Raw genomic sequence first — 16,991 nt, 5'->3', positions numbered from 1 at the left:
CTTTTCTTTTAAAAGATTAATTTAAAATAAAGATGTTGTATGTTAAAAGCGTTGCAAAACTTACCCAAATTAAATAGGGGATAAAAATTAAACCCGCCCATTTATTGATTTTGTAAAACCGCAATCCGTTGATGATGATGAATAGCCACAACAACAGAATTTCAAAAAGGGCAAAGCCGATTTCATGCAGGTAGAAAAACAAAAACGACCAGGCAAGATTCAAAATAAGTTGAATAAAATATATGGCTACTGTTCTTGGAAAGTGGGCGATCGTAGCGCGGCGCATCCACACCAAATAAGCTGCAATACCAATTAAAATATAAAGGCTTGTCCATACAGGTGCAAACAACCAATTTGGTGGATTAAAGCTCGGTTTTGCCAACGTTGGATACCAGGTTTTAACCGATTGGGCAGTTGCCCAGCCACCAAGCGCGCCCACGCTAAGTGTAATGGCGATATTGATGATGAAAGCGATGGGATTGAATTTCATTCTGCTAAAGTATCGAATAAACTTTTTACACAGTTAAAATTTTTCTGCAAATGGTATTAAACTTTTCGACGACAATTATTTTTCCTAATCCTTGTAAAAAAAATGGATAGAAACAGCCCTTCAATCTATATCGAAGGGCTGTTTAATATAAAGGTAGAACTATTTGCTTACTACCGTATTGCTTTCCCGGCTTGGTGTTTTTACCCAGTTTCCGAACGCTTTTTTTGCAGCATCTTTTGCTGTAGCCAATTCTACATTGCCAGCAATGGTCAAATACGTATTTTCTGGTGTAATCTGGTTATAAAAATCAGTTACATCTGACAGACTTAAAGCCGAAACAGATTGTGTATTTACGCTTTGATCGTAATCAGATTTGTTGGCTTTAACTTTAGCCAATAAGCTGGTTTTAGCAGCTTCGAATACGGACTCGTCAATTTTTGGTGCCTTAATACTTTTCGACATTTCTGTTAAATCTGCATCAAGGTTGCTGTTTGTGGTATTTAATCTGCCGCTTCTGGCTGTAAATTGAATACTGTTTTTTTCGTCAACAGATTCGTTTAAAACGGCAATAAACAATTCAAGAACGCCATCCTTTTTAGTGTCAAAAGCGCTTCTATCAATTGTAAAACTTGAATATGCCTTTGCCGATTGACTGTTTTCAGAAACAATTACATTCATGCCATTTTTTAGCTTGAAGGCAACAGGTTCTTTCATAGATTGTGCGTTGGCGTTGTAGAGAGAGAGGAGCGTTAGAGATGACAGTAAAATTGTTTTGATGGTGTTCATTTTTGTGAATAAAATTTTTGAATAATCTCTGTTTTAATTTTGTGAATACATAAAAAACCTTGTTTCAATACGATGTAGGAGGGTCTGATACGGAACTACGCGGCTATATACGGGTATTTGTACTGACTGGTTTTCTACAAATGTAGATTTTATTCATTTTGTTCATTATATTTTTTTGAAAATATTCTCAAATGATTTTGAATATGACACAGATTAGGTTAATGTGGTCTAGATGAGGTGTTAATACAATGTTTTAAGGTTGCAGTGACTCTAGGGGATGGACCAATAATGACAGAAATTATCCATTTGGCCCATTGTTCAGTATGAAACACAATAAATCATTAAAACAAAAAACTACAAATTACATTAGAAAGGAAAGCTTGGATAGATTCAAGCTTAATCTAAATTATAAGCTTTATGAATACCAATTCTCCATTGCCATTCCGTGAGGATGCGAGCGTTCTCATATTAGAAAATTCGCAAATTGGACAGGATTTATTATCCGATTTTCTTCAGCAGGCAGACCTCAGTTTTGCCTTTATGAAAGATGTAAACCAATTGAAAGACGTTTTTATTAGGGCTAAACCCCGTCTCATTTTATTTGATCTGGATATGCCTGGAATTCACATCCGCGATTTTGTTCGTTTGTTTCGTGCAGAAGACGGTAAACATTCCATTCCATTAGTTGCCTTAACTGCCGGTGATGTTGAAGCTGTTCAGTATAATTGTTTTGAAGCTGGTGTAGACGCCATTTTGTCTAAACCGGTAAAGAAAGTAGAGTTGGCGGGAATAATAACCATTTTTATACCCGCTTGATTTTTGGAAATTCTTAATGGATAAGAACAGCTTCCTCCGGAATATTTGTTTCTTGTGCAATAAATTTTTTGATTTCTCTGATGGTTTCTTCCGGTGCGCTGATTTGGGGATAATGGCCCGTTGCCTGCATTACAACCATAAAATTTTCTGGCGTATGTTTTTGAATATAGTCTCCGGCAGAAAGCGGTACCATAATGTCATTTCTGCATTGCAGCGTTAAACTGGGTACGGTAAGTTGTTTTAGTTGTGCCCTGGTGTCTGATTTAAAGGTCGTCATGGCGAAGGCCAATGCGATACTCGGATCGGTTGCTTCGAAACATTCCTGAAGAAATTCTGCCATTTCCGGTTGGAAATTATCGCCTAAAACAGCAGGAGAAATTGCTTTTGCCCAACTTACATAATCGGTCGCAATTTGTTTAAAAACACCTTCAATATCATCGCGTTCAAAACCGCCAATATATTCATTGTCATTTAAGTACCGTGGAGATGGGCCAATAAATACCAGTTTCTTAAATACTTCCGGTTTTTGAAGTGCAGCAATTGTTCCAATCATACTGCTTACCGAGTGGCCAACAAAAATAATATCGGTAAGTTCCAGAGCTTCTACAATATCAATAACATCGCAGGCATAACCTTCCAAAGTAGCGTATTTGTGGTAATCATACTGGCTGATGTCGGAATTTCCAGAACCCACATAATCAAACAAAACCAACCGATAGTCTTTAACAAAGGCATCTATAATAAATTTCCATGAACTTTGTGCGCAGCCAAAGCCGTGTGCGAAAACAATTACCTGGCTACCTTCGCCAATAATGTTAACATTATTTCTAATCAATTGGGGATTCATATGGCTGCAATTAAATGCGTGGGAAGATTTGTTTGTTTGAAGCCGTCAATGTATAAAATGTTGGGCTTTGCCGCAAATAAATAAAAGAATGAACAGAAAATGAACTCATTTACTGTTGTTAGCAGTTTGAAGTCGGACTTAACTTAAGCCGAGATAGTGGTGTATTGAAGCTAAAATCGCAGCACTCGCATCGTTGTTTTCGCGTTTATCCAAATTGTGTTGTGCAGAGTTGTATTTTTCAATAAATGTTGCTTTGTTGTGGTTAAATTTTAGATAACCCTGTTCAAAATATCGCTCCTCAATTTCCATGGATGAATCCATAGATCTGAACCAAAGTTTAAGCAACTCGCCGGTTTTTTTATCGAGATATAGCCAGTGGTAAACATCAGAAATATCCGCATCTGCCGCTAAATCGAGGCGTTTAATTTCGGTAATGGCCAAGTTAGGGCTTTCAAAAAGATAAAGTATTTCGTAAATAGACGACATGGCGGCAAAAATATAAACTTCTGTGAAACCTTAACAAAGGTTTTTCGATTTCATTTTCAACATTTTTAATGCTTTTATGGGCTTTTCAACAGTTTTGCCAAACCAACCTTAGTTTAAGTTTTTAGGTGATATACCATCAAATCGCTTTGCGAAGGTTTTTTTTGCAGCACGTTTGTCATCCCATTTTTTAAAACCAAACTTTTCTGGGTTTTTAAATTGAGTTGCGACAAATCCGAAGGTTAAAAAAACGCAAAGCAGAATTAAGCTGACAGACATGCTTAGGTTGCATTTTTTAGAATGGTAATCTTTCATTTTAAGAATGGTGCGCGAGGTTATTGTGCAGTTAATACATAGTTTATTGTGGTTTTGTTTTCAAATTTGCGCCTCAAATGCGAAAGTGCTTTAAAGTCAGCCAGATTCTTTTTTTCAAACCGCTGCGTGTGGAAGAACTTAAATTGTTTACACATTGATAATATAGAATTAAAGCCAACATCTTCGGCGCATGATATTTTTGCGCAACTAATGAATAACGAAATCATACTGGGTATAAAAGCAGGCGATATGGTTGTGTACAACAATGCATACCGCGATTTTCATAAACAGATTTATGGGTTTATTTTCCATAAAACCCAATCTGATTTTGTTGCTTCTGAAGTGGTACAACTCTGTTTCATTCGCTTGTGGGAAAAAAGATCGGCACTAAAAGAAGACGTTACACTTGATATTCAGCTTTTCGGAATGGCACGCCAGGTGATGATTGATGAATTGCGGAAGGAAGCCACACGTTTTAAGTACAACAACCAGTACGAGCAACATCCTTTTACAGATAATCTGATGAAGATGATTGAAAGCCGCGATATGCTACAACATTTTGAGCGAGAGTTGGAGGCAATGCCACGCATGCGGAAAATGGTTTTTGATCTGAGCAGGAAAAACGGTCTTTCATATGCCGAAATTGGCGATATTTTGGGTATTTCTACCAAAACTGTTGAAAGCCATATTGGCAAAGTACTGTCGCGCTTAAAACAGTATATGTACACTATTCTTCTTTAGTCATATTAAATAATTGTTAAGCCGTAAGGGCTGAGCTGCTGGTGCACGTAATACCAGTATGAAAGCTAGAAAACCGGGCAAAGAAACACTCCGGGACGGGAAAAAAATTATTGGTAAGCACTTTACAGATGCGGAATGGGCAACGTTTAAAACGGGAGCAGAAAATGAACCCAGCGCAGAACGCAGCAACCAAATGCAACAATTTATCCACGATAGGATAGCTGAGCTTGCGGATGGCAAACAACAACGTCGTTTAATACTTGCCCGCTTTGGGCCATATCTTTCTGCCGCTTGTATTGCCTTGGCTATTGGCATTGCCATTTGGTTTGGCTTTAACCACTCTGCGCAAGAACTGAGCAATCCATCGGCCAGTAGTTTGCCAAAAACAAAACCTGCAACCCAAATAGAAGCAATCTGGCAAGAAGTTAATAATTCTTCTGCATCAATTCGCGAGATACAGTTGCCGGATTTATCTGTTGTTTCTTTATATCCATCATCAAGTATAAAATTTAACCGAAAGTTTAATGGAAAGTTTCGGGATGTTTATCTGGACGGAAAGGCAAAATTCAAAGTTAGCCATAATCGCAAAAGACCCTTTAGCGTTTTTGCAGGCGATTTAAAAACCACTGCATTGGGTACATCTTTTACCATAAATACAAATGCCCCGCAAAAACGGGTTTCTGTTAAACTGCATACCGGTAAAATTGTAGTTAAAAACACGAATTATCCTCAACCACCAACCTACATTTCTACCGTTGGTACGGTTTTAATCTACAACCCCGAAACGCGGCTAGCCGCCGTAAGCAAAATAAATATACCATTCAAAGCTGCACAACAAGAGCTGATTAGAAATGGCAACAGCATTGAAATGCGCAATATCCCGTTGGGCAAAGTGATGGAATTGTTGAAAGAAAACTACCATGTACAGGTACACGTACGCGATGCCGATATCGATCAGATTAGCTATACAGGTACGGTTAATATAGAGAAGGAAACAGTAGAGCAAGTGCTTCAGGTAATCTGCCTGATCAACAATCTAACCTTCCATAAAGAGACTCCAGAACTATTCATTATTCAAAAATCAAACAAATAAAACCCATATCATTCCACACAAATTATGATGTATTCTACAACATTAAGAGCGCTAAAACGTATGCTGTGCTTCGGTGCAGTACTTTTGGCAGCACCTGCTTTTGCCCAGGAATCTCCTGTGAAGGGATTGGTGCAAGACCAATCCGGGCAGCCATTACCTGGTGTTACGGTAAAGGCCGAGCACGAAGGCACAAAAAAATATACCGTAACTACAACCTCTTCAAACGGATTGTTCAATTTTAAAACCATCGCAACCGGTGGCCCGTATCGCTTTATTTTCAGTTCAATTGGTTATGAAACCGATACTTTGTCTGGTTATACTCTGCGCAGCGGACAAGAAATTGCCCTAAACATCAAGCTGAAAGAGCAATCTAATGCATTGCAAGAAGTTGTAATTGGTTATGGCAAAAGCAGAAGAAATGAAATTACAGGAAGCGTGAGTTCTGTACGTCCGGAAGATTTTAACCGCGGTGTAGTAAGCTCGCCAGGGCAGTTGTTGCAAGGTAAAGTTGCAGGTTTAAATATCACCAGAAGTGGTGATCCGACAGATAAACCTGCGGTAATTTTGCGCGGTCCTTCTAGCTTTAGAGAAGGTGCACAAGAACCTTTTTATGTAATTGACGGTGTACCTGGCGCTTCTATAGACCTGGTTGCACCAGATGATATCATTAGCATGGAAGTACTTAAAGATGCATCGTCTACAGCAATTTACGGTTCACGCGCTGCAAATGGTGTAATTATGGTCAATACCAGAAATGCCGGAAAAGGAGACGGTCGACTTTCTTACAGTGCTTATGCCGCATCAGAAACGATTTCAAATTCTATAGAAATGGCCTCAGCAGATGAATTGCGCGGTTATTTATCCGCCAATGGAAAAACTTTAGATAAAATAAGCGACAACGGTGCCAGTACAAATTGGTTGGATGAAGTTACCCGTACAGGTATTTCACACAATCATAATTTGAGTTTTAATGGCGGTGGAGAAAACTCATCTTATGGTGCAAGTGTCAATTATTTTAACAACCAGGGGATCATTAAAACTTCTGGTATGGAGCGCTTTATTGCACGTGCCAATATGGAGCAACGTTTGTTAAACAATCGCCTGAAATTAAATTTAAACCTGACCAATAGTAATACCACCAACGATAGAATTGCCAGTCAGGTGTACAACAACATGTTTACTTATTTGCCAACCGTTGGGGTACAAAATGCTGATGGAACTTTTTATGAAGATCCGACCCGTACAACCGGAACTGGTGGTTACTACAATCCGGTAGCTTTGTTGCAAAACAACACTTTTCAGGGTAAAACCAATGTTTATCTTGTAAATGGAGGTGCTAAAGTAAACATTTTAAATGGCCTGGATTTTAATGCTATGGTGTCTATGCAAAATGAGCAGATTAATGAAAATCTGTACAACAACAGATATTCTATGCTTAAACAAGGTTTTAACGGTTATGCAGAACGTTCGTCAGTTAAAAACACCCAAAAGGTTTTTGAAGGATATTTTAATTACGATAAAACCTTTGGCGATCATTCAATGAAATTACTTGCTGGATATTCATGGCAAGAGAACCGGAATGGTGATGGGTTCCAAACATCGGGGCAGAATTTCGTATCTGATGATCTTTTATGGAACAACATTGGTTTGAGCAATGGCAATGGCACTACTGTTGTAAATTATGGGACAAACTACATTTCTACTTTACGTTTAATCTCGTTTTATGGCAGAGCGATTTATGATTTCAAAGGCAAATATATTCTTCAGGCTACTTTGCGCCGCGATGGATCATCCGCCTTTGGCGTAAATAACAGATGGGGAATGTTTCCGTCGGTTTCTGCCGGATGGAATATCGATCGCGAAGATTTTATGGAAAATGTATCTTTTGTAGATCAATTGAAGCTGCGCGCAGGTTATGGCGTTTCTGGTAACTCAGTAGGTTTTGATGCCTATACAGCCAGATTGGTTTATGGCGCACAAGCCGGATCATACTTCTATTCTAATGGGAAATGGCTTACGGCAATCGGCCCAACACAGAATGACAATCCGAATTTAAAGTGGGAGCGTACAGCTACAACAAATCTTGGTTTAGATTTCAGTTTGTTTAAGAACAAAGTATCCGGATCAATCGATGTGTACAACAAAAAAACGACTGATCTGATTGCACCATATTCTGTATCTACAACGCAATATCCTTTCAACGTACTTACTGCAAACGTAGGTGCAATGTCTAACAAAGGTATCGAGTTCACTTTAAACACCACGCCAATAAAATCAAAAGATTTTAGCTGGAATACAGCGATCAATTTATCGCACAATAAAAACGAAATCATTTCAATATCTAACGATCTTTTTCAGGCCAGCGAGTTTTATACTGCAAACGTAGGCGGAAGAGGCCAGTCTGGTGCTTTGGGTTATCAGATTATCAGAGAAGGTTTGCCTTTAGGAACATTTTATACGCTTAAATATGCCGGAAAAGATGCTGCCGGAAAATCTATGTTTTACGATAAAAACGGAAATGCATCTACCGCAAATACAGGTTTTGAAAATTTTGATGTAACCGGATCGGCACAGCCGAAACTTTTGTACGGTTGGAACAACACCTTCAGATACAAACAATTTGATTTTAATTTCTTCATCCGCGGTGTATATGGAAACAAAATCCTGAATGCTACACTTGCCGATATGAATGCGCCAATTTATGCCCTTCAAACTAATATTGCCAAGGTTACTTTAACAGAATCAATTAATGATGATAAAGCTCAGTTTGTATCTGATCGTTATCTGGAAAGCGGTTCATATCTGCGCCTGGATAATGCAACTTTAGGTTACACTTTTAAACTGAAAGGCAATAAAAACCTGCGCATTTATGCTGCCGGAAACAATCTGTTCATCATCACGAAATACAAAGGTGTAGATCCAGAAATCAATATGGCTGGACAAACACCAGGTATTGATTACCGCAATTTTTATCCAAAAACACGCTCGGCAATTTTCGGGCTAAACTTTACGCTATAAACCTTAAAGCCAATTAAGATGAAAAAATATATAACAGTTGCCGCATTGGCTGCCCTAACTTTAGGAAGCTGCACAAAACTCGATGTACCTGTAGAATCTCAGTTAACCAGTGATAATTTTCCGGTTACGCCAGATGCTTTTGTAGCCGCTACCGGAACAGTTTACCAAAAATTTAATGCCAAATTTGGTGTAGATATCTGGAGAATGTATGAGTTGACGAGCGAAGAAGCTATTATTACCGCCAGAAATGGTGGATACTATGATCAAGGAAGATATCAAACCTTGCACAAACACAATTGGGCTGCAGATCATCCAATTATTCAAAGCGCGTGGGAGTGGTGTTACGCAGGCGTTAGCGATTGTAATCGAGTGTTAAATTTACTGGAGAAATCGGCAGATAGTCCAACCAAAACACAATTCATTAATGAAATCCGCACTATGCGTGCGTTGTATTATTTCTATGCAATGGATATGTTTGGGAATGTTCCGATTACGACATTCGGTACAGCAGAAAGCCCTAAACAATCTACACCAGCAGAAGTTTTCAGTTACATCGAGAAAGAGATTTTGGCTTCTGTTGATGCGCTTTCTGCACCTGCAACTGTTACAGATGCCTATTACGGTCGCCCTACAAAATGGATGGCCTATGCACTTCTTCAAAAAATGTATTTAAATGCCGAACATTATATTGGCAAGCCGATGTATGCAGAATCAATCATTTATGCAGATAAAATTATCACTGGTTCATCAATGGCTTTAGTAAGCGATTACAATAGTTTGTTTGCTGTAAACAATGGCGCAAACTCTGAAACCATTTTTGCAGCGATTTATGACGCCAATTATTCTGGCGGAAATGCAATGACACGCTTTACTTTGCACAGTACCTTACGCGCAAAATACAATTTGCCATTTAGTCCGAGTAATGCACAATGTACATTGAAAGAATTCTACGACACGTTTAATTTAAATGGTGATGTGCGCAATACCAACTGGCTTGTGGGTAAACAATTTTTAGCAAATGGTACAACGCCTATTCTAAACGGAACTGCGCAATTGGATTTTACACCTGAAATTGTGCTAACCAATACAGAAACAATGGATGTTGGACCAGAAGTAAACGGCATCTCCCGCGGAATCCGTTCCATCAAGTTTTATCCAGATCCAAATACCAATAGCAGTACACGTTTCCAAAACAATGATATGCCAATTTTTAGACTTGCAGACGTGTATTTAAGCAAAGCTGAAGCTTTATTGCGCACCGGTGGTTCTACCGCCGAAGCTGTACGTTTGGTCAATCTGATCCGTACACGTGCCAAAGCACCACAAGTAACCAGTATTACTTTAGACGAAATTTTGGCAGAACGTGGCCGGGAACTGGCTTGGGAAGGTTGGAGAAGAAACGATTTAATTCGTTTTGGAAAATACCAGGGAAAATGGGGTTTTAAAAACGGAAACGAAGGCGCCAGTAAAGATATTTTTCCGATACCGGCAACAGAACTGGTACTCAACAAAAATCTGAAACAAAATCCAAGCTACTAAATAATGAAGAGAAGAGATTTTGTTAAAAATACGGCTTTTACAGCAATTGGAGCAAGTATGCTTGCTCCATTGCAATCTTTAGCCGAAGGTGCAGAAACGCATTTGGAAAGCGACGATCTTTCTGTACGCAGTGGACTGAAGGACGATTACCCGATTCATTTCGTTGCCATTGGCGATTGGGGCCGTAATGGAGCAGACCATCAGCTGCACGTGGCCAAACAAATGGGAAAATGGACTACAGAAAATCCGAATGATTTTATTCTTTCGTTGGGCGATAATTTTTATCCGAAAGGCGTAACCAGCGAACATGATCCGTTGTGGCATTATTCTTTCGAAAACGTGTATACAGATTTCTCTCTGCAATGGGATTGGTACCCGATTTTAGGCAATCATGATTATATTTCAGATCCGGATGCACAGGTACGCTACAGCAAAATCAGCAGGAGATGGAAAATGCCTTCGCGCTATTACTCCAAAGAAATTAATATTAAAGGAGAAGGAAAAGTATTGATGCTTTTTATCGATACCTGTCCGCTAATTCCAGAATTTCATGCCAGCGAACAATATGCGCCATTTGTAAAAGATCAGCACCCCGAAAAGCAATTGCAATGGATTGATGAAACCTTAAAAAACGCAGGCTCTGATGTACGCTGGAAAATGGTTGTTGGTCATCATCCGATGTATACCGTTGGGCCGAGAATTAAAAACTATGATACGCTTGCCATTCGCAAAGCTTTGTCTGATATTTTTGAAAGAAACAAAGTAGATGTTTATTTATCCGGCCACGATCATTCTATGCAACATTTATTAATGCCCGGCCATACGCAACAATTTATTTCTGGCGGAGGTTCTGAAGTTACGCCCGTAACCGCCGGCATACCTTACAGTAAATTTGAAGCGGCAGAATATGGTTTCATGTATTTTTCTATTGATGCAAATCGGCTGAATAGTAAAATTATCGATTACACAGGCAAAGTAATCTATGAAACAACACTTAAAAAAGCTTAATTCACATTTAAAACCGTTGCTCAATTTGTATCGAGCAACGGTTTTTTTGTTAGCTCCACCAGGTAAGCGGAAATTTAATTTCGTCTACAGAGCTGGCAATCATATCGGGTTTAAATGCATAATGCCCTAAAGTGTCTTTTGTGGCAATGCCCGATAGTACCAAAATGGTTTTATAACCCATTTGTACCCCGCCTTGAATATCGGTTTCCATGGTATCACCAATTACAGTTGTTTCGCTGGTTTCTAAACCAAGAAACTTTCGCGCAGAGCGCATCATCACCGGACTTGGTTTTCCGGTTACGAAAGCTTTACGTCCGGTTGCTTCTTCAATCATTGCAGTGGTTGCGGCAATGCCGAGATTATTCCATCCGGGTTTTTTAGGTGAAGGATCACGGTTTGTAGTGATAAATTTTGCACCTGCAAGAATCATATCCACCGCACGCTGAACCATTTCTAACGTAAAATTCCGGCCTTCGCCAAGTACCACAAACTCAGGATCTGTATTGACCAATGTAATTCCATGTTCATGTAAACTGCTGATCAATCCGCCTTCGCCAAGAACATAAGCGGTTCCCTGCGGACTTTGATCTGAAAGGAATTTTCCAGTAGCCATTGCGCTGGTGTAAACGTGGCTTTCGGCAACATTAATGCCCAAACCTTTCAGTTTCCGGATCACCTCAAGTGCAGTTCTTTGGCTGTTATTGGTCATAAAAGTAAAGGGAATACCTTCATCTAAAAGATGTTTTATAAATTTATCCGCGCCAAAAATCAGGGCTTCGCCGCTGTAAATCACGCCATCCATATCAATTAACAATCCTTGTTTCATATTTTTCGGGTGTATAGGTATTACAAACATAATGTTTTCCTGTTCATTACATATTAACCAGATGTTTTGCTTGTAATTGTTTTTTTATACGATTTTAATCGCTGTCTGAATTGCAAAAAGCACAGAAGCCAGTATGGAAATTTAAAATGTTCTTATAAAAAATGGGACTTGCTTCGCAAATCCCACTAACAAACAAATTAATAAATTGAGGTAACCACACCTGCAGCAATAAACGAGATCACGTGAAAAAAGTTTTGGGATTTTGTTCATCTTCTTCTAATGGTTTGATTGTCTGGTGCCAAACTTTATTTATCCCACCAAACTCTTGCAGTAAGCACATCGCCGCCAGACAACCGTGCAACGGCAGCTTTATAATTTTCGGTGTTATTGAGTATTTCTGTAGACAGGTAAATCATTCGCCTTGGAATGGTTGCATTGGTTACATTGCCCGGATAGTTTACAGGCGTTAGTTTTGGATAACCACTGCGTTTCCAGTTTAACCAGGCTTCAATAAAATTGAAGTTTGTGCCCATCGTAATCCAGAATTGTGTATTAATCTGTTTCAGGCTTTCCTCAGTACTGGTTTCATTCAAGGGATTTTGTGCAACAAAAGCAGACAAAACATTGGCATCAACAGAAGCCGTTGCGTCTATTTGTGTGAGCGATTGTAAAGCAGCCGAAAGCGCAGTTGAATAATGTGCCGCTGCGGTACCGCTTACGTTCCAACCCCGCACTTTTGCTTCTGCCAGCAGAAATTCTGTTTCTGCATAAGTGGATACAAAAATTGGTCCGCCGAGTTTTAAGAAAACTGCGGTACGCGGGCGCGAGTATTTGCCTAATGGCGCGAAATCGGTACCGGTTCCTGTACCGCCTGGATAAGCAGAATAATTCCGGATATCTGTAGCTCCGCCAAGTAAATCGTATCCATTGGGCAAGCCGTTTTGAGCGGTTGCATCGGTATTTCCTGTGAGGTTTTGATTTGAGTTTTTGGTAAGCCCATCTTGCGGAATTTCTGCAATTAAGGGCAACCGAGGATCATTATTTACCTGCAACTGATCAATAAATGTTTTACTCCATTTTACTTCCAAATAATCTGAATACGTTCTGAGTGCCAGCGAAGTGCCGTTTTGAGATTCAAAAGAAGATGCGTCTGTGTTAATAATAGCATTATCATTAATACTGGTAAATGTTTTGCCAGAAGCTTTCTCGGCCCAAAGTTGTGCTTTTGTCGGGTTTGCTTTGGTCAGTCGCATCGCCATGCGCAACATTAAAGAATACCCGTATTTTTTCCATTTTTCCACGTCGCCCTGATAAAATAAATCTGCTGTTGGTTTTGGCTTTTCGGCATCTAATGTATTAATAGCGGTTTCCAGATCATTAAGCATATGGTCATAAATGCTTTCCTGAGTATCGTATAACGGATATTTTATTCCCTCAATTGCTTTTGCAGCTTGTGTATACGGTACATCGCCATATGTATCTGTAATTCTTTGTAAGATGGTGATAAACATGATATCGCCAACGGCAATTAAATTGGAATAAGCACTTGCATCTTTAGATCGTGCAAGGCGTTGCATTTCCCGTAGTGTTGAAGCTTGCGTATAACCCTCGTCAAAAATTCTTCCCTGATAGTCTGTAAAACTGCCCACATTGATGTATTTATCGCCATTATTATAATAATTATAAGTAGAAGCAAAAATTTGCATCATGGTACTTTGATACAGCAACTGATAATAACCCAAATTGGCATATTTGAGTTGTGCAGTAGAGAGAAGCTCGTTTGGATCGTAGTATTCGGGTGTTACTTTTGTTGGATCGGTATTTATTTCATCAAGCTGACTTTTACTGCAAGATATACAAAGGCAGCAGCAAAAAATGAAACTCATAAAACACTTGGTAATGATCCTCTTCATTTGAATTTCAGGTTTAGGTTAAGTCCGAAAGTTCTGGTTGCCGGCAATGAAGCACCTTCAATACCAGAATACGCAAGTGTTGATGAAAATTGAGATTCGGGATCGATATTTTTCGTGTATTTAAGTATGGTAAATACATTTCGGCAAATAAAATCAATACTCAAACTGCTAAATGGTGTTTTCTTTAAAAAAGAATCGGAAAAGGTATAACCTAAACTGGCTTGCCTAAATTTGATGAAACTTCCATTTAATACAGAAAGTGCAGAAATATTGGTAGCGAGTTCTGGATAATAAGTATATGCGGGCACATTTAAAGTGTTTATTTGGCCATTTGTAGTAACGCCTTTTGCTACAATTCCACTTTCTCGACCAACCAAAGTTGCTTGATTTAACCCTAAAACGTACGAATAATTCTCGGTTGCAGAGAGTATTTTATTGCCGAACCGGTAATCGATCAAAAAGGAGAAATTGAACTGTTTAAAGGTAAAACTATTGGTTAAACCGCCGTAAATATTGGGCATTGTACTTCCCATGGCAACCAAATCTCCGCGTAGGGGAATACCATCTGATCCGATTATGATATTGCCAGAATCATCTCTGCGGTAATCGTACGCCATAATTTGCGTAATGGGTTTTCCAACAACTAAAGCTGTATTCGCATTTAATGGTCGATATGTGCCTGTTAGGGTATAATTTCGGTTTCCATCAATAGAAATGAGTGTATTATTTACGTTGGTAAAATTAAGTTCGAGCTGCCATTTGTGGTCTCTTTTTACAATAGGTGTAAACTCTGCGGTAATTTCTATACCACTGTTTCTGGTTTGGCCCAAATTTACATATGCCGAGGTAAAACCACTGGTGATGGATTGATTGGCATTTATAATTTCATTTTTTGTAGAACGATTGAAGTATGTAAAATCGAAATTTAGTCTGCTGTCCAGAAATTTGAGGTTGATGCCGGTTTCAAATTCATTTAGCGTAAAAGGTTTAAGGTTATAGTTGGGCAAAGTTTGAAGAAAACTTCCTAAAGGGATGCCATTTATGCTATTATTAGATGAATAATACAACTGTGTGGTATATGGAACTGTAGGCTCGCCGCTGGTGCGTGCAAAATCCATCCGGAGTTTTCCGAAATTTAATCCTTTGATTTTAATCAGATCTGAAAAAATGAAATTACCCGAAATACCCGGAACAAAAATGCCGCGGTTATTTGCCGGAAGGGTAGAGTATACATCATAACGACCCGTAAGTGATGCATTTAGATATTTACGGAAAGAAACATCAGCCGTGTAATACAGCGATTGTGTAACAATTTTTGACACCTCATTGGTGGTGGTTTTAGTAATCAGATTTTCTGGTGTATACAAATAAGGGACTACAAATTGAGAACCTCTGATGCTTTTTGCATTTAACTTTTGTTCACGGTAGTTTGCGCCAACAGAAAAATCGAGATCGAAATCATTTCCGAGAGATTGGGTTGCCGAGGCCAGTACATCACTGTTAAATTCGGATCTGGCAGATTGATCGTATGCGTTTATACCGCCCTGCCTATTTACCGAAAAAGCTGTTCCAGTAGGTAAAATACTAACTAAATCATCTTTACTGTGGTCATAACCAATACGGCCTTGTACTGTAAACCATCCGTTAGGTTGGTATTTAATCGCCGATGCGGTTATATATCGGTTGCGTTTGGCATAATCAGACTGTTTATTGAGTAAAAAATATGGATTTGTTTTGTACTCGTCTGCATTCCAGCGCATTTCGTCTCCGGTTTCGGTATTAAAGCCTGGCGAAAGAAGTGCCTGATCTAAACTGGTTGCCAGTGAAGCAATTCCATAATTGGCATTTAAAGGCCCATCGCTTAAATAGCTCTTATTCTTATTGTTTTCGTAAATGTAATTTGCGGTAACGCTCATGCTAATCTTTTTCCCCAGATCAAAAGCACCATAAAAATTGAAGGTTTTTCGGTTTAAATGTCCGTTTGAAATGATAGATGCATAATCTAAATTTGATGCAGAAAACCTATAGATATTGGATTTACTGCCGCCAACCAAAGAAACCGTATTGGTAAATGAAAATGCATTCTGATAAAAAGATTGGATATTGTTGGTTACCGGTAAATAAGGTGCTACAGAACCATCAATCTGAGGCGTAAGTTGTCCATCCATCTTTTCTCCCCAACTTAAAATTCCGGTAGAAACTGCGTTATAGGTATCAGACGGGCGGCGATTTTGTGCACCTTGTCCGTAAATATATTGGAAGTCCGTATTGTTAACAGGTTGTTCTATTGCAAGGTTTGTGTTGTACTCAAACTGAGGTTTTTCATTCTCCTTTCCGGTTTTCAGATTAATGAGGATAACGCCATTTGCAGCGCGCGCGCCATACAAAGCAGAAGCTGCGGATCCTTTAAGAATCGTAATGGTTTCAATATCATCAACATTAATATTGCTGATCCCATCGCCGTAATCTGCGCCGCCGTATTCATTGGCGCTTCCGCGAGAACTGTTGTCAATCGGGATTCCATTCACGATAAATAGGGGTGTAGTTGCAGTCATGCTGGAAACACCACGCAATAAAATCCTGGCAGATGATGATGGTCCGCCGTTTACGCTACCGATATTTAATCCGGCAACGCGCCCTTGCAATCCAAGAATCATGTTAGATTGCAAACTTTTACTAATAGAAGATCCTTTGATAGAACTGAGGGCGTAGCCAATCTTGCGGTCGTCTTTTTCAATGCCCAGCGCGGTAATAAAAACCTCATTCAATGTAAGTGCGCTATCTGCAGGTTTGCGGATGTTTACAATCTCGCGAATCACAATCAATTGATTGGGCAAAAGTGAATACGTGTAGTTGGTGTTTTTAAGAATACGTTTTAGAACTGCGGTAACCTCTTTTGATTTTACATGGATACTGATTTTCTGCTGCGGAATTTTAGATTCGCTAAAAACAAAATGATAGTTGGTTTGTTGCTGAATGGCTTCTATGACGCGTTCAAAATCTGCAGATCTGAAGTTTAAAGAAACTTTGGTTTGAGCATAGCTACGGAAACTGAGTGAAATTATTAAGAAAAACAACAGGGTTATCGCTCGCTTCATATATAACAATATACGGGC

The 16,991-nt window shown here is 39.1% G+C and carries 13 protein-coding genes; 6 read left to right on the top strand and 7 right to left on the bottom strand.

Annotation, left to right across the window (positions count from 1 at the left end; translation table 11 throughout):
* Positions 1-16: 16 nt before the first annotated feature.
* Entirely contained in the window at positions 17-490 is a 474-nt protein-coding gene (locus ACJVDH_RS13430) for a TspO/MBR family protein (protein WP_443943920.1), read from the bottom strand.
* A 159-nt stretch (positions 491-649) separates the two neighbouring features.
* The gene (locus tag ACJVDH_RS13425) at positions 650-1,276 is read right to left on the bottom strand and encodes an insulinase family protein (RefSeq protein ID WP_443943919.1); all 627 of its coding nucleotides are present in this window, start codon (positions 1,274-1,276) and stop codon (positions 650-652) included.
* Positions 1,277-1,693: 417 nt separating this feature from the next.
* Here ACJVDH_RS13425 and ACJVDH_RS13420 point away from each other — a divergent pair, with 417 nt between their 5' ends.
* Complete coding sequence (locus ACJVDH_RS13420) at positions 1,694-2,092, top strand: response regulator (RefSeq protein WP_443943918.1); 399 nt, start codon at positions 1,694-1,696, stop codon at positions 2,090-2,092.
* 13 nt (positions 2,093-2,105) lie between these two features.
* On the opposite strand, the gene ACJVDH_RS13415 is transcribed toward ACJVDH_RS13420, so the two are convergent.
* Positions 2,106-2,939: an alpha/beta fold hydrolase gene (locus ACJVDH_RS13415; protein ID WP_443943917.1), complete on the bottom strand. Its 834-nt coding sequence runs from the start codon at positions 2,937-2,939 to the stop codon at positions 2,106-2,108.
* Between the two features lie 138 nt (positions 2,940-3,077).
* Positions 3,078-3,425: a hypothetical protein gene (locus ACJVDH_RS13410; RefSeq protein WP_443943916.1), complete on the bottom strand. Its 348-nt coding sequence runs from the start codon at positions 3,423-3,425 to the stop codon at positions 3,078-3,080.
* Between the two features lie 522 nt (positions 3,426-3,947).
* Here ACJVDH_RS13410 and ACJVDH_RS13405 point away from each other — a divergent pair.
* The 5 genes from ACJVDH_RS13405 to ACJVDH_RS13385 are packed head-to-tail and all read left to right on the top strand — an operon-like array spanning position 3,948 to position 11,136.
* A complete protein-coding gene (locus ACJVDH_RS13405) occupies positions 3,948-4,478 on the top strand; it encodes an RNA polymerase sigma factor (protein ID WP_443943915.1) in 531 nt (176 codons plus the stop codon).
* 58 nt (positions 4,479-4,536) lie between these two features.
* Positions 4,537-5,571 (top strand): FecR family protein, encoded by a 1,035-nt coding sequence (locus ACJVDH_RS13400; protein ID WP_443943914.1) that lies wholly within the window; start codon positions 4,537-4,539, stop codon positions 5,569-5,571.
* A gap of 24 nt (positions 5,572-5,595) precedes the next feature.
* On the top strand, positions 5,596-8,589 hold the full coding sequence (locus tag ACJVDH_RS13395) for a SusC/RagA family TonB-linked outer membrane protein (RefSeq protein WP_443943913.1): 2,994 nt from the start codon (positions 5,596-5,598) through the stop codon (positions 8,587-8,589).
* Between the two features lie 18 nt (positions 8,590-8,607).
* Positions 8,608-10,128, top strand: coding sequence for a RagB/SusD family nutrient uptake outer membrane protein (locus ACJVDH_RS13390; RefSeq protein ID WP_443943912.1), 1,521 nt, complete (start codon positions 8,608-8,610; stop codon positions 10,126-10,128).
* A gap of 3 nt (positions 10,129-10,131) precedes the next feature.
* Positions 10,132-11,136, top strand: a complete 1,005-nt coding sequence (locus tag ACJVDH_RS13385; RefSeq protein WP_443943911.1) for a metallophosphoesterase — start codon at positions 10,132-10,134, stop codon at positions 11,134-11,136.
* A 49-nt stretch (positions 11,137-11,185) separates the two neighbouring features.
* Here ACJVDH_RS13385 and ACJVDH_RS13380 read toward each other — a convergent pair whose 3' ends face one another.
* The 3 genes from ACJVDH_RS13380 to ACJVDH_RS13370 form a co-directional block, all read right to left on the bottom strand.
* Positions 11,186-11,962 carry an HAD-IIA family hydrolase gene (locus tag ACJVDH_RS13380; protein WP_443943910.1) on the bottom strand — a complete coding sequence of 259 codons (777 nt, stop codon included), beginning with the start codon at positions 11,960-11,962 and terminating at the stop codon, positions 11,186-11,188.
* Between the two features lie 305 nt (positions 11,963-12,267).
* Entirely contained in the window at positions 12,268-13,848 is a 1,581-nt protein-coding gene (locus tag ACJVDH_RS13375; RefSeq protein ID WP_443943909.1) for a SusD/RagB family nutrient-binding outer membrane lipoprotein, read from the bottom strand.
* A 23-nt stretch (positions 13,849-13,871) separates the two neighbouring features.
* The gene (locus ACJVDH_RS13370; protein WP_443943908.1) at positions 13,872-16,973 is read right to left on the bottom strand and encodes a SusC/RagA family TonB-linked outer membrane protein; all 3,102 of its coding nucleotides are present in this window, start codon (positions 16,971-16,973) and stop codon (positions 13,872-13,874) included.
* Positions 16,974-16,991 lie beyond the last annotated feature (18 nt).

The organism is Pedobacter terrestris (genome assembly GCF_052343045.1).
Classification (GTDB): Bacteria; Bacteroidota; Bacteroidia; order Sphingobacteriales; family Sphingobacteriaceae; genus Pedobacter.
The sequence above is the reverse complement of the archived record's forward strand: the minus strand, read 5'-3'. Positions and strand labels throughout refer to the sequence as shown.

Bases quoted from the DNA above. Each gene is read 5' to 3' on its own strand.
- ACJVDH_RS13390 (WP_443943912.1), top strand. From the start codon at position 8,608: ATGAAAAAATATATAACAGTTGCCGCATTGGCTGCCCTAACTTTAGGA.
- ACJVDH_RS13375 (WP_443943909.1), bottom strand. From the start codon at position 13,848: ATGAGTTTCATTTTTTGCTGCTGCCTTTGTATATCTTGCAGTAAAAGT.
- ACJVDH_RS13370 (WP_443943908.1), bottom strand. From the start codon at position 16,973: ATGAAGCGAGCGATAACCCTGTTGTTTTTCTTAATAATTTCACTCAGT.
- ACJVDH_RS13430 (WP_443943920.1), bottom strand. From the start codon at position 490: ATGAAATTCAATCCCATCGCTTTCATCATCAATATCGCCATTACACTT.
- ACJVDH_RS13385 (WP_443943911.1), top strand. From the start codon at position 10,132: ATGAAGAGAAGAGATTTTGTTAAAAATACGGCTTTTACAGCAATTGGA.
- ACJVDH_RS13415 (WP_443943917.1), bottom strand. From the start codon at position 2,939: ATGAATCCCCAATTGATTAGAAATAATGTTAACATTATTGGCGAAGGT.
- ACJVDH_RS13410 (WP_443943916.1), bottom strand. From the start codon at position 3,425: ATGTCGTCTATTTACGAAATACTTTATCTTTTTGAAAGCCCTAACTTG.
- ACJVDH_RS13405 (WP_443943915.1), top strand. From the start codon at position 3,948: ATGAATAACGAAATCATACTGGGTATAAAAGCAGGCGATATGGTTGTG.
- ACJVDH_RS13395 (WP_443943913.1), top strand. From the start codon at position 5,596: ATGATGTATTCTACAACATTAAGAGCGCTAAAACGTATGCTGTGCTTC.
- ACJVDH_RS13380 (WP_443943910.1), bottom strand. From the start codon at position 11,962: ATGAAACAAGGATTGTTAATTGATATGGATGGCGTGATTTACAGCGGC.
- ACJVDH_RS13425 (WP_443943919.1), bottom strand. From the start codon at position 1,276: ATGAACACCATCAAAACAATTTTACTGTCATCTCTAACGCTCCTCTCT.
- ACJVDH_RS13400 (WP_443943914.1), top strand. From the start codon at position 4,537: ATGAAAGCTAGAAAACCGGGCAAAGAAACACTCCGGGACGGGAAAAAA.
- ACJVDH_RS13420 (WP_443943918.1), top strand. From the start codon at position 1,694: ATGAATACCAATTCTCCATTGCCATTCCGTGAGGATGCGAGCGTTCTC.